Source organism: Bacillus sp. TL12, from assembly GCF_022625245.1.
Classification (GTDB): Bacteria; Bacillota; Bacilli; order Bacillales; family Bacillaceae_G; genus Bacillus_A.
The window spans coordinates 114,729-140,236 of the sequence record NZ_JAJJBY010000005.1; the positions used below are offsets into that span (position 1 = coordinate 114,729).

At 37.6% G+C, this 25,508-nt stretch carries 25 protein-coding genes and 1 other annotated feature; all 25 genes read left to right on the forward strand.

From position 1 onward, the window contains the following. Positions 1 to 13 precede the first annotated feature (13 nt). The 25 genes from ftsZ (at position 14) to pyrE (ending at position 25,441) form a co-directional block, all read left to right on the forward strand. Positions 14 to 1,171, forward strand: coding sequence for a cell division protein FtsZ (gene ftsZ / locus LOK41_RS06880; protein ID WP_174099295.1), 1,158 nt, complete (start codon positions 14 to 16; stop codon positions 1,169 to 1,171). A gap of 486 nt (positions 1,172 to 1,657) precedes the next feature. Then, positions 1,658 to 2,575: a sigma-E processing peptidase SpoIIGA gene (gene spoIIGA / locus LOK41_RS06885; RefSeq protein ID WP_241815811.1), complete on the forward strand. Its 918-nt coding sequence runs from the start codon at positions 1,658 to 1,660 to the stop codon at positions 2,573 to 2,575. A gap of 19 nt (positions 2,576 to 2,594) precedes the next feature. Further along, a complete protein-coding gene (gene sigE, locus LOK41_RS06890) occupies positions 2,595 to 3,314 on the forward strand; it encodes an RNA polymerase sporulation sigma factor SigE (protein ID WP_174099297.1) in 720 nt (239 codons plus the stop codon). Between the two features lie 171 nt (positions 3,315 to 3,485). Next, positions 3,486 to 4,265 (forward strand): RNA polymerase sporulation sigma factor SigG, encoded by a 780-nt coding sequence (gene sigG / locus LOK41_RS06895; protein ID WP_003199794.1) that lies wholly within the window; start codon positions 3,486 to 3,488, stop codon positions 4,263 to 4,265. Between the two features lie 151 nt (positions 4,266 to 4,416). Continuing rightward, a complete protein-coding gene (locus LOK41_RS06900) occupies positions 4,417 to 4,695 on the forward strand; it encodes a YlmC/YmxH family sporulation protein (RefSeq protein WP_174103545.1) in 279 nt (92 codons plus the stop codon). 116 nt (positions 4,696 to 4,811) lie between these two features. Further along, positions 4,812 to 5,621, forward strand: a complete 810-nt coding sequence (pgeF, locus tag LOK41_RS06905; RefSeq protein WP_241815812.1) for a peptidoglycan editing factor PgeF — start codon at positions 4,812 to 4,814, stop codon at positions 5,619 to 5,621. Positions 5,622 to 5,627: 6 nt separating this feature from the next. Further along, positions 5,628 to 6,302 carry a YggS family pyridoxal phosphate-dependent enzyme gene (locus tag LOK41_RS06910; protein WP_241815813.1) on the forward strand — a complete coding sequence of 225 codons (675 nt, stop codon included), beginning with the start codon at positions 5,628 to 5,630 and terminating at the stop codon, positions 6,300 to 6,302. 19 nt (positions 6,303 to 6,321) lie between these two features. Next, positions 6,322 to 6,786 (forward strand): cell division protein SepF, encoded by a 465-nt coding sequence (locus LOK41_RS06915; protein ID WP_003199801.1) that lies wholly within the window; start codon positions 6,322 to 6,324, stop codon positions 6,784 to 6,786. Positions 6,787 to 6,792: 6 nt separating this feature from the next. Further along, positions 6,793 to 7,056 carry a YggT family protein gene (locus LOK41_RS06920; protein ID WP_174103541.1) on the forward strand — a complete coding sequence of 88 codons (264 nt, stop codon included), beginning with the start codon at positions 6,793 to 6,795 and terminating at the stop codon, positions 7,054 to 7,056. A gap of 15 nt (positions 7,057 to 7,071) precedes the next feature. Then, the gene (locus LOK41_RS06925) at positions 7,072 to 7,845 is read left to right on the forward strand and encodes a YlmH family RNA-binding protein (RefSeq protein WP_241815814.1); all 774 of its coding nucleotides are present in this window, start codon (positions 7,072 to 7,074) and stop codon (positions 7,843 to 7,845) included. A 91-nt stretch (positions 7,846 to 7,936) separates the two neighbouring features. Then, positions 7,937 to 8,443 carry a septum site-determining protein DivIVA gene (gene divIVA, locus LOK41_RS06930; protein ID WP_016116021.1) on the forward strand — a complete coding sequence of 169 codons (507 nt, stop codon included), beginning with the start codon at positions 7,937 to 7,939 and terminating at the stop codon, positions 8,441 to 8,443. A gap of 51 nt (positions 8,444 to 8,494) precedes the next feature. Continuing rightward, positions 8,495 to 8,717, forward strand: a binding site (T-box leader). An 84-nt stretch (positions 8,718 to 8,801) separates the two neighbouring features. Beyond that, positions 8,802 to 11,567 (forward strand): isoleucine--tRNA ligase, encoded by a 2,766-nt coding sequence (gene ileS2 / locus LOK41_RS06935; RefSeq protein WP_241815815.1) that lies wholly within the window; start codon positions 8,802 to 8,804, stop codon positions 11,565 to 11,567. Positions 11,568 to 11,785: 218 nt separating this feature from the next. Further along, positions 11,786 to 12,115, forward strand: a complete 330-nt coding sequence (locus tag LOK41_RS06940; RefSeq protein ID WP_174103538.1) for a TraR/DksA C4-type zinc finger protein — start codon at positions 11,786 to 11,788, stop codon at positions 12,113 to 12,115. A 123-nt stretch (positions 12,116 to 12,238) separates the two neighbouring features. Beyond that, positions 12,239 to 12,697: a signal peptidase II gene (gene lspA, locus LOK41_RS06945; RefSeq protein ID WP_174103537.1), complete on the forward strand. Its 459-nt coding sequence runs from the start codon at positions 12,239 to 12,241 to the stop codon at positions 12,695 to 12,697. A 4-nt stretch (positions 12,698 to 12,701) separates the two neighbouring features. After that, positions 12,702 to 13,610, forward strand: a complete 909-nt coding sequence (locus LOK41_RS06950) for an RluA family pseudouridine synthase (RefSeq protein WP_241815816.1) — start codon at positions 12,702 to 12,704, stop codon at positions 13,608 to 13,610. 203 nt (positions 13,611 to 13,813) lie between these two features. Then, entirely contained in the window at positions 13,814 to 14,356 is a 543-nt protein-coding gene (gene pyrR, locus LOK41_RS06955) for a bifunctional pyrimidine operon transcriptional regulator/uracil phosphoribosyltransferase (RefSeq protein ID WP_174103535.1), read from the forward strand. A 145-nt stretch (positions 14,357 to 14,501) separates the two neighbouring features. Further along, positions 14,502 to 15,785 carry a uracil permease gene (gene uraA, locus LOK41_RS06960; RefSeq protein ID WP_241815817.1) on the forward strand — a complete coding sequence of 428 codons (1,284 nt, stop codon included), beginning with the start codon at positions 14,502 to 14,504 and terminating at the stop codon, positions 15,783 to 15,785. A 148-nt stretch (positions 15,786 to 15,933) separates the two neighbouring features. Further along, positions 15,934 to 16,848 carry an aspartate carbamoyltransferase catalytic subunit gene (locus LOK41_RS06965; RefSeq protein WP_241815818.1) on the forward strand — a complete coding sequence of 305 codons (915 nt, stop codon included), beginning with the start codon at positions 15,934 to 15,936 and terminating at the stop codon, positions 16,846 to 16,848. Continuing rightward, positions 16,832 to 18,118: a dihydroorotase gene (gene pyrC / locus LOK41_RS06970; protein WP_241815819.1), complete on the forward strand. Its 1,287-nt coding sequence runs from the start codon at positions 16,832 to 16,834 to the stop codon at positions 18,116 to 18,118. Before LOK41_RS06965 ends, pyrC begins: the two co-directional genes overlap by 17 nt. Continuing rightward, complete coding sequence (locus LOK41_RS06975; protein WP_174103531.1) at positions 18,115 to 19,212, forward strand: carbamoyl phosphate synthase small subunit; 1,098 nt, start codon at positions 18,115 to 18,117, stop codon at positions 19,210 to 19,212. The genes pyrC and LOK41_RS06975 overlap by 4 nt, the downstream gene beginning before the upstream one ends. After that, positions 19,197 to 22,409 carry a carbamoyl-phosphate synthase large subunit gene (gene carB, locus LOK41_RS06980; protein WP_241815820.1) on the forward strand — a complete coding sequence of 1,071 codons (3,213 nt, stop codon included), beginning with the start codon at positions 19,197 to 19,199 and terminating at the stop codon, positions 22,407 to 22,409. Before LOK41_RS06975 ends, carB begins: the two co-directional genes overlap by 16 nt. Further along, entirely contained in the window at positions 22,406 to 23,185 is a 780-nt protein-coding gene (gene pyrK / locus LOK41_RS06985; RefSeq protein WP_241815821.1) for a dihydroorotate oxidase B electron transfer subunit, read from the forward strand. The genes carB and pyrK overlap by 4 nt, the downstream gene beginning before the upstream one ends. Then, positions 23,182 to 24,111: a dihydroorotate oxidase B catalytic subunit gene (pyrD, locus tag LOK41_RS06990; RefSeq protein WP_241815822.1), complete on the forward strand. Its 930-nt coding sequence runs from the start codon at positions 23,182 to 23,184 to the stop codon at positions 24,109 to 24,111. Before pyrK ends, pyrD begins: the two co-directional genes overlap by 4 nt. Then, positions 24,096 to 24,812 (forward strand): orotidine-5'-phosphate decarboxylase, encoded by a 717-nt coding sequence (gene pyrF, locus LOK41_RS06995; RefSeq protein ID WP_241815823.1) that lies wholly within the window; start codon positions 24,096 to 24,098, stop codon positions 24,810 to 24,812. The genes pyrD and pyrF overlap by 16 nt, the downstream gene beginning before the upstream one ends. Then, entirely contained in the window at positions 24,809 to 25,441 is a 633-nt protein-coding gene (gene pyrE / locus LOK41_RS07000) for an orotate phosphoribosyltransferase (RefSeq protein WP_174103526.1), read from the forward strand. The genes pyrF and pyrE overlap by 4 nt, the downstream gene beginning before the upstream one ends. The last annotated feature ends 67 nt before the right edge of the window (positions 25,442 to 25,508 follow it).

Below are 25,508 nucleotides of genomic sequence, written 5' to 3' on the forward strand. Positions count from 1 at the left end.
GGGGGATTTCGACATGTTAGAGTTTGATACTACTCAAGATCAATTAGCGAGCATAAAAGTTATCGGTGTCGGCGGTGGCGGAAATAATGCTGTAAACCGTATGATTGAGCACGGTGTACAAGGTGTAGATTTCATCGCCGTGAATACTGATGCACAAGCATTAAATTTATCAAAAGCTGAAACAAAAATGCAAATTGGCGGAAAATTAACGCGTGGACTTGGTGCCGGCGCAAATCCTGAAGTAGGAAAAAAAGCCGCTGAAGAAAGTAAAGAACAAATCCAAGAAGCACTTCGTGGTGCAGATATGGTCTTTGTAACAGCTGGTATGGGCGGTGGAACTGGTACTGGTGCAGCACCAGTTATCGCACAAATCGCAAAGGAACTAGGCGCGTTAACAGTTGGTGTTGTAACACGCCCATTTACATTTGAAGGTCGCAAACGTGCAACGCAAGCTATATCTGGGATTGCAGCATTTAAAGATAATGTAGATACAATCATTGTTATACCGAATGATCGTATTTTAGAAATTGTAGATAAAAATACACCAATGCTTGAAGCGTTCCGTGAAGCGGATAACGTATTACGACAAGGTGTACAAGGTATTTCAGATTTAATTGCTACACCTGGTCTTATTAACTTAGACTTTGCAGACGTAAAAACAATTATGTCTAATAAAGGTTCTGCGTTAATGGGTATTGGTGTTGGAACTGGTGAAAACCGTGCGGCAGAAGCAGCAAAACGCGCGATTTCTAGTCCATTATTAGAAACATCTATCGATGGTGCACAAGGTGTTCTTATGAATATTACTGGGGGCACAAACTTAAGCTTATATGAAGTGCAAGAAGCGGCAGATATCGTTGCGTCAGCTTCAGACCCAGAAGTAAATATGATTTTCGGTTCTGTAATTAATGAGAGTTTAAAAGATGAAATTGTTGTTACTGTAATTGCAACTGGTTTTGATGATAGTGTTACAGTTCAGCCGCCAAAACCATTTGTACGTCCTACAGCAACTACAAATCACGCGCAACAGCAACAACCAGTAGCTCAACCATCAAAACAACGTGAAGTAAAACGCGAAGTAAAACGTGAAGAGCCTGTTGTGCATGAACGTAATACAGATTCAGATGATATTGATATTCCAGCATTCTTACGTAACCGTCGTAGACGATAAGAAAGAAAGGAGCCAATGGCTCCTTTCTTTTTTTATTACATAACCTTAAATATTTTTACATGAAAAAATTTATCATGCTATTTGGAAATACATACATTTATTTCGATCTTTTTAACACATAAGTCGCTTCTATGAAAATAAAAGGAGATATCCACTCATTTTCTTCTGCTGTTTTCACATGGCATGGAGCTAAAAAAGCCCTGACTTCTATCCACCGGCAGATCCTCTGTACCACCTAAAGAGAATGGTTTTATGTCGTTTTTTTAATCCTTATTTATATAGTAAAATCATCATCTAGATGCTAGAAAATAAGAAAGATAGATGATGATTACAGAAGAATTTAGCATGAGAAGAATTACAATTATACCTCACGACAGATTATGTCTAGAAACCACAAAATAACAAAAAAACCCCTCCGTAAATTGACACACTTTCCTATTGGATATGCTTTATACTAGTCTCAACTTAAAAAAAGAGGTGAATTGTTTGGTTGTTTACGCCGACGTTGTTTGGTTGTTAAACGCCTGCATTGATTTTCTTTTACTTTTATTAACAGCAACTGTGTTGAAAAAGAAGATCAAAAGATGGAGGCTTGTACTAGGAACATTTATTGGTTCTACAATTGTTATTTTTGCCTTTACTCCTTTTGCTTCTATGATGACACACCCAATTATGAAACTATTGTACTCGTTACTTATTGTGTATACAGCATTTGGGTTTTCTACTTTTAGAGATTATACACAGACTGTTTTTTCCTTTTATTTTGTAACATTTATGGTAGGGGGAGGATTAATTGGAACTCATTTTTTCCTACAAACGAATGAAATGGTCGATGGATTAGTTCAGGCGAAAGCAATTTCTTATGGTGATCCAGTAAGCTGGATGTTTGTTATTTTGGGATTTCCGATTATTTATTATTTTTCGAAAAAACGTATTGAAAATGTGGAAGTGACTAAAATTCATTATGACCAAATTGTACAAGTGAATATTAGACTTGCCGAAAATGAAATGAAACTAGATGGATTGATTGATAGTGGAAATCAGCTTTATGACCCTTTAACGAAAACCCCGGTTATGATTATGCATGTATCATCATTAGAACATTGTTTACCAACATGGTTAACACAGCAGATTTATTCCAAAACAGAGATTCCGCAAATACCAGAAAATGATTCAGGTTGGGCAACAAGACTACGTTTAATTCCTTTCCGGGCTGTAGGAGTGGATCATCAGTTTTTATGGGCAATTAAACCGGATGTTGTTCAAATTCATCATGAAGGTAGCGATATGATCGTAAACAAAGTATTAATTGGTTTAAATACGCAGCAATTGTCTACAAATGGAGAGTATCAATGTATTATACATCCGAAAATGTTGATATCACCAAAAGTGACAATCGCTTAATTATGAAAGGTGGGAGAATATGGCGAAAATAAAATTTTATTTCATATATCTTTGGTATAAAGTATTGTTGAAACTCGGAATTAAGACCGATGAAATTTACTACATCGGTGGAAGTGAGGCATTGCCGCCGCCTTTAACAAAAGAGGAAGAAGAAGTACTCCTTAATAAATTGCCAAAAGGTGATCAAGCGGCACGGTCATTACTCATTGAACGTAACTTACGGCTTGTTGTGTATATAGCCCGTAAATTTGAAAATACAGGAATTAATATTGAGGATTTAATTAGTATTGGAACAATTGGTCTTATTAAAGCTGTGAATACATTTAATCCTGAAAAGAAAATAAAACTAGCAACTTATGCATCACGTTGTATAGAAAATGAAATTTTAATGCATTTACGTCGAAATAATAAAAATCGCTCAGAAGTGTCATTTGATGAACCATTAAATATTGATTGGGATGGGAATGAATTGTTACTATCAGATGTTCTTGGTACGGATGATGATATTATTACAAAAGACTTAGAGGCTACTGTAGACCGACATCTTCTTATGAAAGCATTACACCAATTAAATGATCGTGAAAAACAAATTATGGAACTCCGCTTTGGGCTTGCGGGAGGAGAAGAAAAAACACAAAAAGACGTGGCAGATATGCTGGGAATTTCACAATCTTATATTTCTCGACTTGAAAAAAGAATTATAAAAAGGCTTCGAAAAGAATTTAATAAAATGGTATAAAGTGATGCTTGTAAAGCTTGTGTGATTAAGGATATTACATAAAACCAATCGGTATTCCGATTGGTTTTATTGTATTTTTTATTTGAAAGTACTAGGAAAACGGTATGCATAAAATTCCCTCCAAAGGAGATACTTTACACTGTACAGCAACTCCCGATAGGAGGGAACACTTTGACGAGAAACAAAGTAGAAATTTGCGGTGTTGATACAGCTAAACTTCCAGTACTAAAAAATGAAGAGATGCGTAAATTATTCCGAGAAATGCAAAGTGGAGAGATAAGCGCAAGAGAGAAATTAGTAAATGGAAACTTACGTCTTGTACTGAGCGTCATTCAGCGATTTAACAACAGAGGAGAATTTGTTGATGATTTATTTCAAGTCGGCTGCATTGGACTTATGAAATCCATTGATAACTTTGACTTAAGCCAAAATGTTAAATTTTCAACATATGCTGTGCCAATGATTATTGGGGAAATCCGTAGATATTTGCGTGATAACAATCCAATTCGCGTCTCTCGTTCACTGCGAGATATCGCGTATAAAGCATTACAGGTAAGAGAAAAGTTAATTGCTGAAAATTCAAAAGAGCCAACGGCAATGGATATTGCAAAAGTGCTTGAAGTAACACATGAAGAGATTGTTTTTGCACTTGATGCCATTCAAGATCCAGTATCATTATTTGAACCAATCTATAATGATGGGGGCGACCCTATATTTGTAATGGATCAACTAAGTGATGATAAACAAAGGGACGAGCAATGGGTCGAAGAATTGGCATTGAAAGAAGGGATGAAACGATTAAATGATCGTGAAAAAATGATTATTCGAAAACGTTTTTTTCAAGGGAAAACACAAATGGAAGTTGCCGAAGAAATTGGAATTTCTCAAGCACAAGTATCACGTCTTGAAAAATCAGCAATTAAACAAATGAATAAAACAATTCAAGGATAAGGTCTCATCATTTACGATGGGACCTTTTTATGTTGCGCGCCTCGATATTCTGTTCATAGGAAAGATCGCGTGTTCATATAATGACAATAAAGGAAAATTGCAGAAGAAAACTTATCAACTACAAATAGTGACATAGAAGGGGAGAATGGCTATGATGCGGATTTCAGAGTTTCAAATTAAGGATGTTGTAAATGTTTCTGATGGAAAAAAGCTTGGAAACATTAGCGATATAGATATTGATATGAACACTGGGAAGATTCAAGCTGTTATTATTTCAAAACAAGCACGAATGCTAGGTATATTTGGAAAAGAGGCGGAGTTTGTTATTCCGTGGAAACAAATTGTAAAAATTGGAGAGGATGTAATATTAGTAAGGGCTGATCATGTCAATTCTGTAACAGAATCAATACAAACACCGACAATTTCTTAAAGAATATTACAAATTCCTCTTTTTTTTATGTTGTCATTATGGAAAAATAAAAGTATGGTAAAATAGACAGGAAGTACCATGCTTTTTTATGTTATTTTATTAAAAGGAGCCGCTTTATGAGAGAACCATTTATATATGAGGACGGTATATTATATTTACAAGCGTGGAAAGAACTTGGCAACATTACTGCAGGATTTACGACAAAAGATGGTGGAGTAAGTACAGGCTCCTTCCAGGCAATGAATTTAGGATTACATGTGAATGATACGATGGAAAATGTTCATGAAAATAGACGTATTTTAGCGGACAAGTTACAAAAACCATTAGAAAATTGGATTTGTTCAGAGCAAGTTCATGATCATCACGTTGAAAAGGTAGGTCAAGGGGAAAAAGGGCGAGGAATCTACTTATATGAAGATGGTATTCCAAATACAGATGGCATTTATACGACTGATAGAGATGTATGTTTAACATCTTGCTATGCCGATTGTGTTCCACTCTATTTCTATGCGCCATCACATGGTATGATAGGACTTGCCCATGCTGGATGGAAAGGAACTGTAAAAGAAATTGCAAAAGAAATGATTCAAAAGTGGAGTGCAGAAGGGATATCAGCTCATGAGATTTATGTTGCAATTGGACCAGCCATTGGGTCTTGCTGTTATGTAGTTGATGATCGTGTATTATCAGCAGCAAAACAAGCGATAAACGGACCTGTTCCATATAAAGTGATTTCAGACGGACAATATGCAATTGATTTAAAGGAAGTCAATCGTATACTATGCTTACAAGCTGGCATAAAAAACGAGCATATTGTGGTGTCGTCTCTTTGTACAAGCTGTGAAGAACAATTGTTTTTCTCGCATCGCCGTGATCGAGGGAAAACAGGAAGAATGTTGAGTTTCATAGGCTTTAAGGAGGATTGAAAACAAGTGGTAGTGCAAGAAAATTTAGCATTTGTAAATGTGGAAATCAAAAAAGCGTGTAAACGAGCAGAACGTTTAGCAGAAGAAATTAAGATCGTTGCAGTAACAAAAACAGTAGGAATTGAAAAAATAAATGAAGTAATAGAAGCTGGACTTACTGATTTAGGCGAGAATCGTAATGAAGGGCTTTTACAGAAGTATGAGCATTTCGGTTCAAAAGTAAATTGGCATTTCATTGGTTCATTACAAACAAGAAAAGTAAAAGAAATTATTAATGAGATTGATTATTTGCATTCATTAGATCGCGTTTCACTTGCAAAAGAAATTCAAAAACGTGCTACAAAGCAGGTTCGATGTTTTGTACAAGTAAAAACGTCGTCTGAAGAATCAAAGCAAGGGATAGCAGTTGAAGAAACAATTGCGTTTATTCGTGCTCTGCAAGAATTTGATAAAATTGAAGTTGTTGGATTAATGACAATGGCACCATTTACTGGGGAAGAAGCAGAGATTCGTCATTGTTTTAAGACATTGCGTGGCTTGCAAAAACAAGTGCAAGAACTAGGGTTATCATATGCCCCGTGTAAAGAGTTATCGATGGGAATGTCAAATGATTATTCGATTGCAATTGAAGAAGGCGCTACATATATTCGTTTGGGAACGATTTTAGTAGGAAAAGCGTAAAAGAAAGGAGAATGTTATTATGAGTTGGTCAAAAGTAAAATACTTCTTTTTTGACACACCAGAAGAGCGAGAAGCTTACGAAAAGGAAAAGGAGCAAGCTGAAATGAAAAAACAACAAGATCCCCCAGAGCAGCAGGATATTCCACTTACGAAAGCACAGCCGAAACAAAACATTGTAAGTATTGAAACAGCAAAACAGTCTTCTAAAGTTGTTTTATTAGAGCCGCGTACATATTCGGAAGCACAAGGGATTGCGGATCATTTAAAGGGAAGAAGAGCGGTTGTCATTAATTTGCAAAGAATGTCAACAGATCAGGCTGTGCGTATCGTTGACTTTTTAAGTGGTACTGTATACGCTATAGGCGGGGATATTCAAAAACTAGGACCGAAAACATTTATTTGTACACCTGAGACTGTGGATATTGTTGGGGCCATTTCTGAGTTGTTCGGTGAAGAGGAAGAGACAAATATAAAGAGGTGGTAATAAGCCATGACAATTATTTTACAAGCGTTGCTTTGGATCATCCAGATTTATTCCTGGGCGCTTATTATCTATATTCTTCTATCATGGTTTCCAGGAGCAAGAGAATCAACATTTGGGGATTTTCTATCGCGTATTTGTGAACCATATTTAGAACCATTTCGGAGATTTATCCCACCTTTCGGAATGATTGATATTTCTCCAATTGTTGCAATTATTGCGTTGAGATTGGCTAGTAGTGGTTTAGTAAGTTTGTTTAATTATTTCCTGTAATAAGAGGTTAAATGAATGAACATCTATGAGCATTTTAGACCTGAAGAAGCTGTCTTTGTTGACAAAGCGTTAGAATGGAAACAGATGGCTGAAGAGTATCATCAAGTGAAATTAACGGATTTTCTTGATCCGCGTCAGCAGCAGATTGTTTCGACGATTATGGGGAATCAAGGAGACGCTACTTTGAAGTTTTATGGTGTAGCGCCAAAAGCAGAAAGAAAAAGAGCTCTTATTTATCCGAATTATCTCGATTTAAATGAAGAAGAGTTTCAAATTGAAGTATTAGAAATTGACTATCCTTCCAAATTTTATACGCTTGAACATCGGCAAATATTAGGTTCATTTATGTCTCTTGGTTTAACAAGAGAAAAATGCGGTGATATTTTGCTTCAAGAAAATCGTGCCCAAATTGTAGTTGCAAAAGAAGTTGCTTCATACATTGAAATGAATTTACAATCCATAGGTAAAATGAAGGTCTCACTTTCCTCTGTGCAAGCAGAGAAAATATTGCGGTTACAAGAAGAATGGAAAGAGCAGTCTGGGACTGTTTCATCACTTCGTTTAGATGTTGTGCTAGCTGAAATGCTTCATATATCACGTCAAAAGGTACAACCACTCATAAAAAATGGCCTTGTGAAGGTGAATTGGAAAATAACAGAACAAACGGCATATGAGTGCTTTCCTGGAGATGTTTTTTCAGTTAAGGGATATGGCCGAAGTAAATTATTTTCTGTAGAAGGAAAAACGAAACGTGATAAATGGAGAGTTTTGTATGGTATACTAAAATGATTGGTTTTTTAGAAGGAAAATCTCTTATTTTGTCGAAGAAAAGATATAATTAAAAGAGGAAAATTTAGATAACTACTTGGAGGTGGCGTTTGTGCCGTTAACACCATTAGATATTCATAACAAAGAATTTGGTCGCGGATTCCGTGGCTATGATGAGGATCAAGTAAATGAGTTTCTTGATCAAATCATCAAAGATTATGAATTAGTCATTCGTGAGAAGAAAGCATTAGAAGAAAAAGTTGCGCAATTAGAAGGAAAGTTAGATCATTTCTCTAACATTGAAGATACGCTAAATAAATCTATCGTTGTTGCACAAGAAGCGGCGGAAGAAGTAAAGCGTAATGCACAAAAAGAAGCAAAATTAATTGTACGAGAAGCAGAGAAGAATGCGGATCGTATCATTAATGAAGCTTTAGTAAAATCAAGAAAAGTTGCATTTGATATTGAAGAATTAAAGAAGCAGGCGAAAGTATTCCGCACTCGTTTCCGTATGCTATTAGAAGCACAGCTTGAAATGCTAAACAATGATGATTGGGATAAATTAATTGAGTTAGAAGAAGAAGTGGACGAGCTGTTAAAGAAAGAAGAAACAGTGTAAGCTTGACGTTTTTCTCATTATTACATATAATTTTAAACAACATATTTATTAAGAAAAACGAAGATAGGGATAAGTACCTTTTTCATACCTTATATAGCGAACTGAGGATGGTGTAAGCTCAGGATAAGGAGATAAATGGGAATATCACCCTGGAGTTCCGCGCTGAACAAAAAGTAAGCGTAGGCGTATATTCGCGTTAAGAATATAAAGAGGATCATTGCATACACGCATGGTCTACTAGGGTGGTACCGCGGGAGACCTTCTCGTCCCTTTTTGGGGGATGAGAAGGTCTCTTTTTTATTCTATTTATTTAGAAAAAAAGGTCTTTTTCTTTTATAGATTCGAGGAGGAATTGAGCATGGAGTACAAAAATACATTACTAATGCCGAAAACAGAATTCCCAATGCGTGGGAATTTACCAAAACGTGAGCCAGCAATGCAAGAAAAATGGGCTGAGATGAACATTTATGAAAAAGTACAAGAACATACAAAAGGTCGTCCTTTATTTGTACTGCATGATGGTCCTCCATATGCGAATGGTGACATTCATATGGGACATGCTTTAAATAAAGTATTAAAAGATTTTATTGTTCGTTACAAATCGATGACTGGATATTGCGCACCATATGTACCAGGATGGGATACACACGGGTTGCCGATTGAACAAGCTTTAACAAATAAAGGCGTAAAGCGTAAAGAGATGACGGTTGCAGAATTCCGTAAATTATGTGCAGAGTATGCATACGAACAAGTAGATCGTCAACGTGAGCAGTTTAAACGTTTAGGTGTACGTGCAGATTGGGATAATCCATATATCACTTTAGAGCCAGCATATGAAGCACAACAAATTAAAGTGTTTGGTGACATGGCGAAAAAAGGTTACATCTATAAAGGGCAAAAGCCTGTTTATTGGTCTCCAACAAGTGAATCTGCTTTAGCGGAAGCTGAAATTGAATATAAAGATAAAAAATCAGCATCTATTTACGTAGCATTCCCAGTAAAAGACGGGAAAAACGTATTAGAAGGTGATGAGAAATTTATCATTTGGACAACAACGCCTTGGACTCTGCCAGCAAACTTAGGTATTTCTGTTCATCCAGAGCTTGAATATAGCATTGTGAAAGTAAATGATGAAAAATATATCATTGCTTCTGAGCTATTTGACACAGTTTCAAAAACGCTTGAATGGGAAAATGCGGAAGTTGTGAAAACAGTTAAAGGTAGCGAACTTGAATATACAGTTGCGAAGCATCCATTCTATGACCGTGATTCGTTAGTGATGCTTGGTGAGCACGTTACAACGGACGCTGGTACGGGCTGTGTACATACAGCACCTGGACACGGGGAAGATGACTTCCTTGTTGGTAAACAATACGGCTTAGAAGTTCTTTGCCCAGTTGATGATAAAGGTGTACTAACAAGTGAAGCACCTGGATTTGAAGGCTTATTCTATGATAAAGCGAATAAACCTATTACAGAAAAATTAGAAGAGGTTGGTGCGTTATTAAAATTAACATTTATTACGCATTCTTATCCACATGACTGGAGAACGAAAAAACCAATTATCTTCCGTGCGACAGCGCAGTGGTTTGCATCTATTGAAGCATTCCGTAAGGAGTTATTGCAAGCTGTTGAAGAAACGAAATGGGTACCAGCATGGGGTGAAACACGTCTTCATAATATGGTTCGTGACCGTGGTGACTGGTGTATTTCTCGTCAACGTGCTTGGGGTGTACCAATTCCTGTCTTCTATGCAGAAAATGGCGATCCAATTATTACAGATGAAACAATTAATCATGTAGCGGATCTATTCCGTGCGAACGGTTCTAACGTATGGTTTGAACGTGAAGCAAAAGATTTATTACCAGAAGGATTTTTACATCCATCTAGTCCAAATGGTGAATTCCGTAAAGAAACAGACATTATGGATGTATGGTTTGATTCAGGTTCTTCTCACCAAGCTGTATTAGAAGAGCGTGAGGACTTGCAACGTCCTGCTGATTTATACTTAGAAGGATCTGATCAATATCGTGGTTGGTTTAACTCTTCTTTATCAACAGCAGTTGCAGTAACTGGTAAAGCGCCATATAAAGGTGTTCTAAGTCATGGGTTCGTACTAGACGGTGAAGGTCGTAAAATGAGTAAATCTATCGGGAATATTGTTGTACCGAAGAAAATTATGGATCAATTAGGCGGAGATATTTTACGCTTATGGGTATCTTCTGTTGATTACCAATCTGATGTGCGTATTTCAGATGACATTTTAAAACAAGTTGCAGAAGTATATCGTAAAATCCGTAACACATTCCGTTTCTTATTAGGAAACTTAGCTGACTTTAATCCAAGTCAAGATGCAGTAGCAAAAGCTGAACTACGTGAAGTAGATCGCTACATGTTAGTGAAATTAAATGACTTAATTACAAAAGTAAAAGAAGCATATGAAACATATGATTTTGCGGCAGTATATCATGCAATTCATAACTTCTGTACAATTGATTTAAGTTCATTCTATTTAGACTTTGCAAAAGACATTTTATATATTGAGGCTGCGAATCATTCGGACCGCCGTGCGATTCAGACAGTACTTTATGATGTTCTTGTTGCATTAACAAAGCTTGTAACACCAATCTTACCTCATACAGCGGATGAAGTATGGCCATATATTCCTGATGTTGTAGAGGAAAGTGTTCAGCTAACTGATATGCCAGAAGCAGTGGAAGTAGAAGGCGCTGAAGCGTTAAAAACAAAATGGGATGCATTTATGACACTTCGCGACGATGTATTAAAAGCGTTAGAAGTTGCTCGTAATGAAAAAGTAATTGGTAAGTCATTGAATGCGAGTATTACACTTTATCCAACTGCAGAAATGAAACAAATGTTAGAGTCTATCAGCGAAGATTTAAAACAATTGTTTATTGTTTCTGAGTACAAACTTGGTGGCACAATGGAAGAGGCCCCAGCAGGTGCTCCAAAATATGAGCATACAGCTGTTGTTGTAGCGCAGGCAACTGGTGAAACATGTGAACGTTGCTGGGTTGTTTCTGAAACAATTGGTAAAGACGCTGAGCATGAAACATTATGTGAGCGTTGTGCGACAGTTGTAAAAGAAAATTATGTGAAATAATGATGTGATAGTAAAAAAACTGACTGCTAATTACTGCAGTCAGTTTTTTGTATTAAAGTAAAGGTTCTTCTTGGCATGCGGTAGATGTATCGAGAATTTGATTGTTAAAGGTTTCTATTGGATTTTAAGCACTTTCCTATGAAGGAAAAATGTGTGAGCGGTAAGTGAGAAAATTTCGGACACACTAACGGTACATTGCAGCCGGGAGGAATGTACACGTGAATGAAATCTACATGGAAATCAAAGAAGAATTGCAATTGATGAAAAAAGAATTACAGGAGCGACTGGCAAAAGAAGCGATGCACGCGTATCATGTGGAATTTGGACAAGAGCTAGGATATGAAATGAAGGAAGATGCAAAAAAGAAATTATTTTTACATGATATAAGAGAAGATTTGAAAGATGTTGAACGAGCGTTATTTAAAATGGAAATCGATATGTATGGGATTTGTGAAGAAACTGGGAAGTATATTCCTGTAAAGCAAATGCAAATGATGCCAACAGCACGTACAGTTCATGAATTTTTATATGAAAAAGTAAATATTTGATAGGCACAACGATATTATGTTACCTTTTTTCGTTTTATTTTATTCTTCCGTAAAGGTTCATTGTGAAAAGACCGTAGCTATGCTAAAATTTTGAGGTACACTGTCTTTGTGGGGGAAATGAAAATGATATATTATTTAATAGCCTTATTTGTCATTGCTATCGATCAAGTATCGAAATGGTTAATTGTAAAGAACATGGAATTAGGTACAAGTATCCCGATTATCGATAATGTATTATACATAACATCACATCGGAATAGAGGAGCTGCTTGGGGGATTTTAGAAGGTCAAATGTGGTTCTTCTATATTATTACAATTGTTTTTGTAGGTTTTATCGTAATTTATATGAAAAAGTATGCGAAAACAGATAGGCTCCTAGGGGTTTCATTAGGTCTTATTTTAGGCGGAGCAATTGGCAATTTTATTGATCGTGTATTTAGACAAGAAGTGGTGGATTTCATTCACGTGTATATTTTTTCATACAACTATCCGGTATTTAACATAGCCGACTCAGCTTTATGTATTGGTGTTGTATTAATTATTATTCAAACATTATTAGAAGGAAAGAAAATGAAGGAGTAATTGAATGAGCGAAGTAGTACAAGTAACAGTTAAAGAAGAACAAAAGAGCGAACGGATTGATAAGTTTCTTGCGGGAATAAACAATGAATGGTCACGTTCACAGGTACAACAGTGGATTAAAGATGGCGTTGTAACCGTAAATGGAAACGATATTAAAGGGAATTATAAAGTAAAAGAAAATGATGAAATTGCGGTAGCAATTCCAGAACCAGAAGAACTAGATATTCGTGCAGAAGATATGAACTTAGAAATTTATTATGAGGATGCAGATGTATTAGTCGTTAATAAACCACGCGGTATGGTTGTACATCCAGCTCCTGGACATACAAGCGGTACACTTGTAAATGGATTAATGTATCATTGCACAGATTTATCAGGTATTAACGGTGTAATGCGTCCTGGTATTGTGCATCGTATTGATAAAGACACATCTGGTTTATTAATGGTTGCTAAAAATGACATGGCGCATGAATCTCTTGTAAATCAGCTTGTGGAAAAAACAGTAACAAGACGCTATAAAGCAATCGTTCACGGCGTAATTCCACATGATAAAGGGACAATCGATGCTCCAATTGGTCGTGATAAGAAAGAGCGTCAAAGTATGGCCGTTGATGAAAATGGTAAGAATGCTGTTACGCATTTTCAAGTATTAGAACGATTTAAAGATTTCACACTTGTTGAATGTCGTTTAGAAACAGGGCGTACGCATCAAATTCGTGTTCATATGAAATATATTGGATATCCACTTGCAGGAGATCCAAAATATGGTCCGAAAAAAACATTAGATATAAATGGACAGGCGCTTCATGCAGGGATTTTAGGGTTTGATCACCCTCGTACTGGTGAATATATTGAGTTTGAGGCACCGATTCCAGAAGTATTTGAAGAAACGCTAAATATTTTACGGAAATAGTATTGACAAATCATAAGAAAACTGAGATACTGACTACAGTTAAATAATGATCCTTTAACACAGCCCCGTGAGGTTGAGAAGGTAACGGTTTGAAATACTTAGGGTATGCTGTACCCTTTTTTCAAAAGTCCTCTCGCACACGCTGAGAGGACTTTTTTTATACCATTCCTCTCACGCAAGAAAAAAGCTTGGAGGTGTAGAGCATGCAAGAAAAAGCTGTCGTTTTAGATGACCAAATGATTCGCCGCGCTTTAACACGTATTAGTCATGAAATTGTGGAACGTAATAAAGGTGTTGATAATTGTGTTCTTGTCGGAATTAAAACACGTGGTATCTTTATTGCAAAGCGTTTAGCAGAACGCATTGGTCAAATTGAAGGAAAAGAGATTGAAGTAGGGGAATTAGACATTACACTATATCGTGATGATTTAACACTTCAATCAAAAAATAAAGAACCGTTAGTAAAAGGTTCAGATATCCCTGTAGATATTACGAAGAAAAAAGTAATCCTTGTAGATGATGTATTATATACAGGAAGAACAGTTCGAGCTGCGATGGATGCTCTTATGGATTTGGGAAGACCATCACAAATTCAATTAGCTGTTCTTGTAGATAGAGGTCACCGTGAATTACCGATTCGCGCTGATTACGTAGGAAAGAACATTCCAACATCAAGTGAAGAGCGTATCGAAGTTGATTTGCAAGAGACAGATCAACAAGATCGAGTAAGTATATATGATAAGTAAGCCCTTTTAAATGTAGTCCTGTGAGGCTGCCAAAGGGTCTTGGCTTTCGTATGTCAAATTTGGCATACGAAAGTATAGGACTCTTTGTGCACAGTCACAAAGAGTTTTTTTATTGCAAAGTTTTAAACTGAAGGAGGATGTAACAATGGAGCAAAAGCCAGTGTTAGACATTCATGAAGTACCGAAGCCGGGAAAATGGTTATTTTTAAGTATACAACATTTATTTGCGATGTTCGGATCAACAGTGCTTGTTCCGTTTTTAACAGGACTGAATCCATCAGTTGCTTTAATCTCAAGTGGATTAGGAACATTAGCGTTCCTTCTTATAACAAAAGGTCAAGTACCAGCATATCTAGGATCATCATTCGCGTTTATCGCACCAATTATTACAGCAAAAACAGCGGGTGGACCGGGAGCAGCGATGCTTGGTGGAATACTAGCAGGACTTGTGTATCTCTTAATTTCAATCGGAATTAAAAAATCTGGTTCAGAATGGATTATGAAATTACTTCCGCCAATCGTAGTTGGTCCAGTCGTAATGGTTATCGGTTTAGCTTTAGCACACACAGCAGTTAACATGGCGATGAACGGTGCGGATGGCAAGTACAGCTTTACACACTTTTCAGTAGCGTTAGTAACATTAGCTATTACAATCATTTGCTCCATATTTGGAAGAGGATTTTTCAGTATCATACCAGTATTGCTTGGAATCATCGGAGGATATATCTTCGCTTACTTCCAAGGGCTTGTAGATTTAAAACCGGTAGCTGAGGCAAAATGGTTTGACGTACCAGACTTCACAATACCATTTGTAACATATACTCCAGAGTTTTCATGGAAGATTGTACTCTTAATGGTACCAGTTGCACTTGTAACAATCTCAGAACATATCGGACATCAAATTGTACTTGGAAATGTTATTAAAAGAGATCTAATTGAAAAACCAGGCTTACATCGCTCAATCTTCGGTGATGGTGTGGCAACATTGATCGCATCATTAATAGGTGGACCACCGAATACAACATACGGTGAAAACATCGGTGTGCTAGCAATTACGAGAGCGTACAGTGTATACTTATTCATTGGTTCAGCAGTATTCGCCATTATGTTCGGGTTTATCGGTAAGATTTCAGCACTGATTCATTCGATTCCAACACCGGTTATGGGTGGTGTATCAATCTTATTATTCGGTGTAATCGCATCAAGCGGTTTACGCATGATGGTAGACGACAAAACAGATTTAAGTGACAAACGCAACTTAATGATCGCATCGGTTATACTTGTAATCGGTATTGGTGGGGCGGTACTCCGTGTCGGAGAATCATTCCAAGTAGAAGGCATGGCGCTGGCAGCGATCGTTGGTGTACTATTAAATCTACTGTTACCTGAAATGAAACAGAAACAACAATCTAAGCAGATTGCTTCATAACAACAACCTTTTAATTGAGTCCTGTGAGACGAAAAAGGGGAGCTTCTTTCTTGCACCCTAGTCTCACACGACTAGGGTATTTCCATGCAATTATTGTTATATTAATACAAAAATGTTATCATAAAAACGAGAAAGATGAGGGATGACAATGAGCCATTTGTTAACGATGAGTGAACTATCGAAACAAGAGATTTCAGAAATCCTAAAAGACGCAGAAGATTTTGCGAATGGAAAAGAGAAAAAAACAACAGAGCAAACATTTGTAGCGAACTTATTCTTTGAAAACAGTACAAGAACAAAGTTTAGCTTCGAAGTTGCCGAGAAGAAATTAGGACTTGATGTGCTAAATTTCGAAGCAGATTCATCTAGCGTACAAAAAGGAGAAACGTTATACGATACGATAAGAACACTAGAATCAATCGGAACAAAAGCAGTAGTCATCCGCCATCAGCAAGATCGCTACTTTGACGAGTTAAAAAATAAAGTAAACATTCCAATCCTAAATGCTGGCGATGGATGTGGAAATCACCCAACGCAATGTCTATTAGACCTTCTAACAATTAAACAAGAGTTTGGGAGCTTCGAAGGATTAAAGATTGCAATTGTTGGAGATATTCGCCATAGCCGAGTAGCACGATCTAATGCTGAAGCATTAACGAAACTAGGAGCAACAATTTACTTTGCTAGCCCGGAAGAGTGGAAAGATGAAACAAACACATTCGGAATATACAAAAGTTTAGATGCACTTGTTCCAGAAGTTGATGTGATGATGTTACTTCGTGTGCAACATGAGCGTCATGACCATTATGAAACAGACATCATGAAAGAGTATCATAACGAGCACGGTCTAACAATTGAACGAGAAAAACGTATGAAACAAGGAAGCATTATTATGCATCCAGCTCCTGTAAACCGTGATGTAGAAATTGCGAGTGAGCTCGTTGAGTGTGAGCGTTCTCGCATATTCAAACAGATGGAAAACGGAGTTTACGTAAGAATGGCTGTACTAAAACGCGCATTACCAAATGTATTAGGAGGAATGAAACATGAATTATTTGTTTAAAAATGGACGTTACCTAAATGAAGAAGGAAATATTGTAGCAACAGATCTTCTCGTACAAGACGGTAAAATTGCGAAAGTAGCAGAAAATATTACGGCAGATAGTGCTGAAGTAATCGATGTAAACGGAAAGTTAATCTCACCTGGACTAGTAGATGTACACGTTCATCTTCGCGAACCGGGTGGTGAACATAAAGAAACAATTGAAACTGGTACACTTGCAGCAGCAAAAGGTGGTTTCACAACAATTTGTGCAATGCCAAATACACGCCCAGTACCAGACAGCAAAGAACATATGGAAGACTTGCAAAAGCGAATTAAGGAAAAAGCACATGTAAATGTACTCCCATATGGCGCAATAACAGTACGCCAAGCAGGTTCTGAAATGACAGACTTTGAAACATTAAAAGAACTTGGTGCATTCGCGTTTACTGACGATGGAGTAGGCGTACAAGATGCAAGCATGATGCTAGCTGCTATGAAGCGTGCAGCGAAATTAAATATGGCAGTCGTGGCACACTGTGAAGAAAATACATTGATTAATAAAGGTTGTGTACATGAAGGGAAGTTTTCTGAGAAGCATGGATTAAACGGTATCCCATCAGTATGTGAATCTGTACATATTGCTCGGGACATATTGCTTGCGGAAGCAGCAGATTGTCACTATCACGTATGTCACGTAAGTACAAAAGGATCTGTACGAGTGATTCGTGATGCAAAACGTGCTGGAATTAAAGTAACAGCAGAAGTAACACCGCACCACTTAGTATTATGTGAAGATGATATTCCGTCAGCTGATCCAAACTTTAAAATGAACCCACCGCTTCGTGGAAAAGAAGATCACGCAGCGTTAATTGAAGGGCTATTAGATGGAACGATTGATATGATCGCAACTGACCATGCACCGCATACAGCGGAAGAGAAAGCACAGGGTATTGAAAGAGCACCATTCGGAATTACTGGTTTTGAAACAGCATTCCCACTTTTATATACGAACCTTGTGAAAAAAGGAATTATCACACTAGAACAGTTAATTCAATTCTTAACAGAAAAACCAGCGGATACATTCGGCTTAGAAGCAGGTCGCCTGAAAGAAGGAAGATCCGCTGATATTACAATCATTGATCTAGAACAAGAAGAAGAGATTGACCCAACAACATTCTTATCAAAAGGAAAAAATACACCATTCGCAGGTTGGAAATGCCAAGGATGGCCGGTAATGACAATCGTTGGTGGTAAGATCGCATGGCAAAAGGAGAGTGCATTAGTATGAAAAGACAACTTATCTTAGAAGATGGAACAGTATTAATTGGAAAAGGTTTCGGAGGAGAAATCGAAAAGTCAGGTGAGGTTGTATTTACAACAGGAATGACTGGGTATCAAGAAACATTATCTGATCCATCATATTGCGGTCAAATTGTAACATTTACGTACCCATTAATCGGAAACTACGGCATTAACCGTGACGATTTTGAATCAATTCACCCATCTGTAAATGGTTTAATCGTAAACGAAATTTGTGATCACCCATCAAACTTCCGTAATGAAATTTCGTTAAATGATTACTTAAAAGAAAGAAACATTCCAGGACTCGCAGGAATTGATACAAGAAAATTAACACGAAAAATTCGTCAATATGGAACATTACGCGGTCGCCTTTGTAACATGGATGCGGATGTAGAGTATATCGTTAGCCAATTAAAAGCGACAGTCTTTACAGATCATGTAAAACGCGTGTCAACAAAAGATCCATACCCAAGCCCAGGCCGCGGTCATCGTGTTGTACTTGTTGACTTCGGAATGAAACATGGTATCTTGCGAGAATTAAATAAACGCGATTGTGATGTGATTGTTGTACCTTACAATACAACAGCAGAAGAAATTTTACGCCTAAGCCCAGATGGAATTATGTTAAGTAATGGACCTGGGGATCCAAAAGATGTACCAGAAGCAATCGAAATGTTAAAAGACATTATCGGTAAAGTTCCTTTATTCGGAATTTGCCTAGGACATCAATTGTTCGCTCTAGCATCTGGTGCGAATACAAGTAAGTTGAAATTCGGTCACCGTGGTTTAAACCATCCAGTAAAACATCTTGCAACTGGAAAAGTAGCAATTACTTCTCAAAACCACGGTTACGCAGTAGAAGAAGAATCAGTTAAAAATACAGAGCTTGAAATTACACATGTAGCTTTAAATGATGGAACAGTAGAAGGGCTTCGTCATAAGAAGTTCCCAGCATTTACAGTACAATATCATCCAGAAGCTTCAGCAGGACCAGAAGATGCAAATGATTTATTCGAAGATTTCTTAACAATGATTGAAAACTTCAAGAAAGAAGGGGAAGAGTTATGCCAAAACGCCTAGACATTAACACAATTTTAGTAATCGGATCAGGACCAATTGTAATTGGGCAAGCAGCGGAGTTTGATTACTCTGGTACACAAGCTTGTCAATCTCTTAAAGAGGAAGGTTACAAAGTAATCCTTGTTAACTCTAACCCAGCAACAATTATGACAGATACTGCAACAGCAGATAAAGTATACATTGAGCCATTAACATTAGAATTCGTAAGCCGTATTATTCGTAAAGAACGCCCAGATGCAATCTTACCAACATTAGGTGGTCAAACAGGCTTAAACATGGCGGTTGAACTTGCAAAGTCAGGCGTACTTGACGAGTGCGGAGTTGAAATTTTAGGAACAAAATTATCAGCAATCGAGCAAGCGGAAGATCGTGATTTATTCCGTACATTAATGCAAGATTTAAATGAACCAACACCACCAAGTGAAATCATTCATAACCTTGATGAAGCATATGGGTTCGTAAACGAAATTGGTTACCCAGTAATTGTTCGTCCAGCATTCACGTTAGGCGGAACGGGCGGCGGTATTTGCCATAACGAAGAAGAGTTAATTGAAATCGTAACAAGTGGTTTAAAACATAGCCCAGTAACACAATGTTTATTAGAGAAAAGTATTGCTGGATGTAAGGAAATTGAATACGAAGTAATGCGTGATTCAAATGATAACGCAATTGTAGTATGTAACATGGAAAATATCGATCCGGTTGGGGTTCACACAGGTGATTCTATCGTTGTAGCACCGAGCCAAACATTAAGTGATCGTGAGTATCAAATGTTACGTAACACTTCATTACGAATTATTCGTGCATTAGGAATTGAAGGTGGATGTAACGTTCAGCTTGCGCTTGATCCATATAGCTTCCAATACTATGTAATTGAAGTAAATCCACGTGTAAGTCGTTCATCTGCACTTGCATCTAAAGCAACTGGATACCCAATTGCGAAATTAGCAGCGAAAATTGCAGTCGGCTTAACATTAGATGAAATTGTAAACCCAGTAACTCAAAAAACATATGCTTGTTTCGAGCCAGCATTAGACTATGTTGTTTCAAAAATTCCACGTTGGCCATTCGATAAGTTTGAATCAGCGAACAGAACGCTTGGCACACAGATGAAGGCAACTGGTGAAGTTATGTCAATCGGACGTAACTTAGAAGAATCATTATTAAAGGCGGTTCGTTCTTTAGAGTTAGGTATTTATCATCTAGAGTTAGACCACTTAAAAGAGCTTGATAAAGAAACAATGAAAAAACGTATTATAAAAACTGATGATGAGCGCTTGTTTATTGTAGCAGAAGCAATCCGTCAAGGTGTAACGAAAGAAGAAATTAACTCATGGTGTGAAATGGACTTCTTCTTCTTACAAAAAGTTGAAAACATCGTAAACATGGAACGCGAAGTAAAAGCGAATGTAGGAAATATGGAAGTATTACAATCTGCGAAAGAAATGGGCTTCAGTGATCACTACATTGCAGCTGCTTGGAATAAAACTGAGCGCGAAATTTACGATATGCGTAAAGAAAAGAATATGACACCAGTATTCAAAATGGTAGATACTTGTGCGGCAGAGTTTGAATCTGCAACACCATACTACTACAGCACATATGGTGATGAGAATGAATCAATTGTAACAAATCGTAAAAGTGTAGTTGTACTAGGATCTGGTCCAATCCGTATCGGCCAAGGTGTGGAGTTTGACTACGCAACAGTTCACTCAGTATGGGCAATTAAAGAAGCTGGATATGAAGCGATTATTATAAACAATAACCCAGAAACAGTTTCAACAGACTTCAGTATTTCTGACAAATTATACTTTGAACCATTAACGATTGAAGATGTAATGCACATCATTGATTTAGAAAAGCCAGAAGGTGTTATCGTTCAGTTCGGTGGACAAACGGCGATTAACTTAGCTGCAAAATTAGAAGCGCATGGTGTGAAAATTTTAGGAACATCACTTGAAGATTTAGACCGTGCAGAAGATCGTGATAAATTTGAAGCAGCGTTAACACAGCTTGGCATCCCGCAACCAGTTGGTAAAACAGCAACAACTGTAGAACAAGCGGTAGCAATCGCTGAAGAAATTGGTTACCCAGTATTAGTAAGACCATCTTACGTATTAGGTGGACGTGCGATGGAAATCGTATATCGTCAAGAAGAACTACTGCACTACATGAAAAATGCGGTTAAAGTTCATGCAGATCACCCAGTATTAATTGACCGCTACATGGTAGGTAAAGAAATTGAAGTAGATGCAATTTCAGACGGAGAAAATGTGTTCATTCCAGGTATTATGGAACATATTGAACGTGCTGGCGTTCACTCTGGTGACTCAATTGGAGTATATCCACCACAAAGCTTATCTGCAAAACTGAAAGAGCAAATTATTGAACATACAATTGCACTTGGAAAAGGATTAAACATTGTTGGATTACTAAATATCCAATTTGTAGTATTCGAAGATCAAGTGTATGTAATTGAAGTAAATCCACGTGCGAGCCGTACAGTACCATTCTTAAGTAAAATTACAGGCGTACCGATGGCGAATGTTGCAACGAAAGTTATTTTAGGTCAAAACCTTGTAGAACAAGGATATGGAACTGGCTATCACCCAGAAGAGAAGGAAGTGTATGTGAAAGCTCCAGTATTCTCATTTGCGAAACTACGCTCAGTTGATACAACATTAGGACCTGAAATGAAATCAACAGGGGAAGTAATGGGTAAAGACTTAACACTTGAAAAAGCACTATATAAAGGTCTTGTTGCTTCAGGAATTAACATTCCAACTCACGGATCAGTAATTATTACTGTAGCAGATAAAGACAAAGAAGAAGCAATGGAAATTGCAAAACATTTCCATGAAATCGGCTATAACTTATTAGCAACAGCTGGAACAGCAAAATCGTTAACAGAGCAAAACATTCCGGTGCAAGTTGTAAACAAAATTGATTCTGAAGACTACAACTTACTTGATATCATTCGTCAAGGAAAAGCACAGTTTGTAATCAATACATTAACAAAAGGAAAACAACCAGCACGTGATGGTTTCCGAATTCGCCGTGAGTCTGTAGAGAATGGTGTAGCTTGCTTAACATCACTTGATACAACGAGAGCAATCTTAAGAGTATTAGAATCTATGACATTCTCAGCTCATTCAATGAAAGAAATCGCGCCAAAGCAAGAGGTGGTACATGCATGATGCAAAAGCAAAATATGATTGTCGTTAATCAAAAAGAAATCGCAAAAAACATTTACGAATTAGTGCTTCAAGGAAATCTAGTACAGCAAATGAACGAACCAGGGCAGTTTGTACACATTAAGGTAGCAGAGGGCATTGCGCCCCTTCTGCGCCGCCCGATTAGTATTTGTAATGTCGATCAAGAGAAGAACGAATTTACAATGCTATATCGTGCGGAGGGACAAGGGACAAAAACATTAGCAAATAGAAAACAAGGTGAAATGGTAGACGTGCTAGGGCCACTAGGACACGGCTTTCCTGTAGAAGAAGCGGAAGCTGGACAAACTGCTTTGTTAGTAGGTGGGGGAATTGGTGTACCACCACTTTATGAGTTATCACAGCGTCTTGTTGCAAAAGGTGTACGTGTCATTCACATCTTAGGTTTCCAAACAAAAGATGTTGTTTTCTATGAAGAAAAATTTGCAGAACTTGGTGATACGTACGTTGCGACAGTTGACGGTACACATGGTACAAAAGGATTTGTCACAGATGTAATTGATAACTATGGAATTGACTTTGATATTCTGTATTCATGTGGCCCATTAGCGATGCTTCGTGCATTAGAAGGCCGTTACAAAGAGAGAAAAGCCTATATTTCATTAGAAGAACGTATGGGTTGTGGTATTGGAGCTTGTTTCGCCTGCGTATGCCACTTACAAGAAGATCCAAGTGGACATTCTTACAAGAAGGTGTGTAGCGACGGACCAGTATTTCCAATTGGGGAGGTTGTACTATGAACAGATTGCAAGTTGAATTACCAGGATTATCATTAAAAAATCCAATAATACCGGCATCTGGATGCTTTGGATTTGGTCGTGAGTACGCACAGTTTTACGATTTAAGTGTACTAGGCTCAATCATGATTAAAGCAACGACAGAACAACCACGCTATGGAAATCCAACACCTCGTGTTGCTGAAACACCAGGTGGAATGTTAAATGCGATAGGACTTCAAAACCCAGGATTAGAAAAAGTAATGAGTTCTGAATTACCGTGGTTAGAACAATTTGACCTTCCAATCATTGCGAACGTTGCAGGTTCACAAGCTGAGGATTACGTAGCGGTTGCAAAGGAAATTTCTAAAGCGCCTAATGTTCATGCACTAGAATTGAATATATCTTGCCCAAACGTAAAAACAGGTGGTATCGCTTTTGGTACTAATCCTGAAGTTGCTGCTGATTTAACGAAGCGAGTAAAAGAGGTTTCTGAAGTACCTGTATATGTGAAGTTGTCACCGAACGTGGCAAACATTGTGGAAATTGCAAAAGCAATTGAAAATGCAGGTGCAGATGGTTTAACGATGATTAATACATTGCTTGGGATGCGTCTAGATTTAAAAACAGCTAAACCAATTTTAGCAAACCGTACAGGCGGACTATCAGGTCCTGCAATTAAGCCAGTAGCGATTCGTATGGTACATGAAGTAAGCCAAGCGGTTAATATTCCAATTATCGGAATGGGTGGTATTGAATCAGCGGAAGATGTAATTGAATTTTTCTACGCTGGTGCAAGTGCAGTTGCAGTTGGTACAGCGAACTTTGTTGATCCATTTGCATGTCCAACAATTATTGAAGAATTACCAGCATTACTAGATGAATTAGGATTTGATCACATTTCGGAATGTCAAGGAAGGAGCTGGAAGCAAGTATGTCACAGTCGCTAATTGTTGCACTAGATTTTCCAGGGAAACAAGAGGTAGAACAATTTTTACAACACTTTGAAGGGGAAGAGTTATTTGTCAAAGTTGGTATGGAGTTGTTTTACAAAGAAGGACCAGCAATTATTACGCGCTTAAAAGAAAAAGGACATAAAATCTTTCTAGATTTAAAGCTTCATGATATTCCGAATACAGTAAAAAGCGCTATGCGCAGCCTAGCTAGTCTAGATGTTGATATGGTGAACGTTCATGCTGCTGGGGGAAGCAGTATGATGAAAGCTGCGATCGAGGGATTAGAGGAAGGTAAGCAAGAAGGAAAAGAGAGACCGATTTGTATTGCAGTTACACAACTAACAAGCACTTCGGAAGCTATGATGAAAAAAGAGATCGGCATTGAGAAAACGTTAGAAGAAGCGGTTGCTCATTATGCAAAATTAACGAAAGAAAGTGGACTTGATGGAGTTGTTTGTTCAACGCTTGAAGTTCCAAAATTACGTGAAGTATGCGGAGATGAATTTGTAACAGTAACACCGGGGATTCGTCTTGCAAGTGATGATGTAAATGACCAAGTGCGTGTTGCAACACCGAAACGTGCGAGGGAACTTGGTTCAAGTTACATCGTAGTTGGGCGTAGTATTACAAAAGCAGAAAATCCGCTTGAAGCGTATAAAACAGTAAAACAACAGTGGGAAGGTGTAACAGTATGAAAAAAGAAATCGCATCGCATTTATTAGAAATTGGAGCAGTATTTTTACAACCAAATGATCCATTCACTTGGTCTTCTGGTATGAAATCACCAATTTATTGTGATAACCGTTTAACATTATCTTATCCAAAAGTACGTCAAGCGATTGCTTCAGGATTAGAGACGTTAATCAAAGAGCACTTCCCAACTGTAGAAGTTATTGCAGGAACAGCAACTGCTGGCATTGCGCACGCAGCATGGGTAAGCGATCGTATGGATTTACCAATGTGCTACGTACGTAGTAAAGCAAAAGGTCATGGTAAAGGGAACCAAATTGAAGGAAAAGCAGAAAAAGGTCAAAAAGTAGTTGTAGTAGAAGACCTTATTTCAACTGGTGGTAGTGCAATTACTTGTGTAGAAGCACTTCGTGAAGCAGGTTGTGAAGTATTAGGAATCGTATCAATCTTCACATACGAGCTTGAAGCAGGAAAAGAAAAACTAGCAGCAGCAAACGTAGCATCATATTCTTTAAGTGACTACAGTGCATTAACTGAAGTAGCAGCTGAAAAAGGTATGATCGGAGAAGCTGAAACGAAGAAATTACAAGAATGGCGTAAAAATCCAGCTGATGAGGCTTGGATTACAGCGTAATGATAAAAAAAACGACCGCGGGGGGAAACGCGGTCGTTTTTTTATGTGAGAAACAAATGTAAGAGTA

What these genes read in the sequence shown, in the direction of transcription:
- ftsZ (WP_174099295.1), top strand. Translation starts at nt 14, where the DNA reads ATGTTAGAGTTTGATACTACTCAAGATCAATTAGCGAGCATAAAAGTT.
- sigE (WP_174099297.1), top strand. Translation starts at nt 2,595, where the DNA reads ATGGCGAAAATAAAATTTTATTTCATATATCTTTGGTATAAAGTATTG.
- LOK41_RS06900 (WP_174103545.1), top strand. Translation starts at nt 4,417, where the DNA reads ATGATGCGGATTTCAGAGTTTCAAATTAAGGATGTTGTAAATGTTTCT.
- pgeF (WP_241815812.1), top strand. Translation starts at nt 4,812, where the DNA reads ATGAGAGAACCATTTATATATGAGGACGGTATATTATATTTACAAGCG.
- LOK41_RS06915 (WP_003199801.1), top strand. Translation starts at nt 6,322, where the DNA reads ATGAGTTGGTCAAAAGTAAAATACTTCTTTTTTGACACACCAGAAGAG.
- LOK41_RS06920 (WP_174103541.1), top strand. Translation starts at nt 6,793, where the DNA reads ATGACAATTATTTTACAAGCGTTGCTTTGGATCATCCAGATTTATTCC.
- LOK41_RS06925 (WP_241815814.1), top strand. Translation starts at nt 7,072, where the DNA reads ATGAACATCTATGAGCATTTTAGACCTGAAGAAGCTGTCTTTGTTGAC.
- ileS2 (WP_241815815.1), top strand. Translation starts at nt 8,802, where the DNA reads ATGGAGTACAAAAATACATTACTAATGCCGAAAACAGAATTCCCAATG.
- lspA (WP_174103537.1), top strand. Translation starts at nt 12,239, where the DNA reads ATGATATATTATTTAATAGCCTTATTTGTCATTGCTATCGATCAAGTA.
- LOK41_RS06950 (WP_241815816.1), top strand. Translation starts at nt 12,702, where the DNA reads ATGAGCGAAGTAGTACAAGTAACAGTTAAAGAAGAACAAAAGAGCGAA.
- pyrR (WP_174103535.1), top strand. Translation starts at nt 13,814, where the DNA reads ATGCAAGAAAAAGCTGTCGTTTTAGATGACCAAATGATTCGCCGCGCT.
- uraA (WP_241815817.1), top strand. Translation starts at nt 14,502, where the DNA reads ATGGAGCAAAAGCCAGTGTTAGACATTCATGAAGTACCGAAGCCGGGA.
- LOK41_RS06965 (WP_241815818.1), top strand. Translation starts at nt 15,934, where the DNA reads ATGAGCCATTTGTTAACGATGAGTGAACTATCGAAACAAGAGATTTCA.
- pyrC (WP_241815819.1), top strand. Translation starts at nt 16,832, where the DNA reads ATGAATTATTTGTTTAAAAATGGACGTTACCTAAATGAAGAAGGAAAT.
- LOK41_RS06975 (WP_174103531.1), top strand. Translation starts at nt 18,115, where the DNA reads ATGAAAAGACAACTTATCTTAGAAGATGGAACAGTATTAATTGGAAAA.
- carB (WP_241815820.1), top strand. Translation starts at nt 19,197, where the DNA reads ATGCCAAAACGCCTAGACATTAACACAATTTTAGTAATCGGATCAGGA.
- pyrK (WP_241815821.1), top strand. Translation starts at nt 22,406, where the DNA reads ATGATGCAAAAGCAAAATATGATTGTCGTTAATCAAAAAGAAATCGCA.
- pyrD (WP_241815822.1), top strand. Translation starts at nt 23,182, where the DNA reads ATGAACAGATTGCAAGTTGAATTACCAGGATTATCATTAAAAAATCCA.
- pyrF (WP_241815823.1), top strand. Translation starts at nt 24,096, where the DNA reads ATGTCACAGTCGCTAATTGTTGCACTAGATTTTCCAGGGAAACAAGAG.
- pyrE (WP_174103526.1), top strand. Translation starts at nt 24,809, where the DNA reads ATGAAAAAAGAAATCGCATCGCATTTATTAGAAATTGGAGCAGTATTT.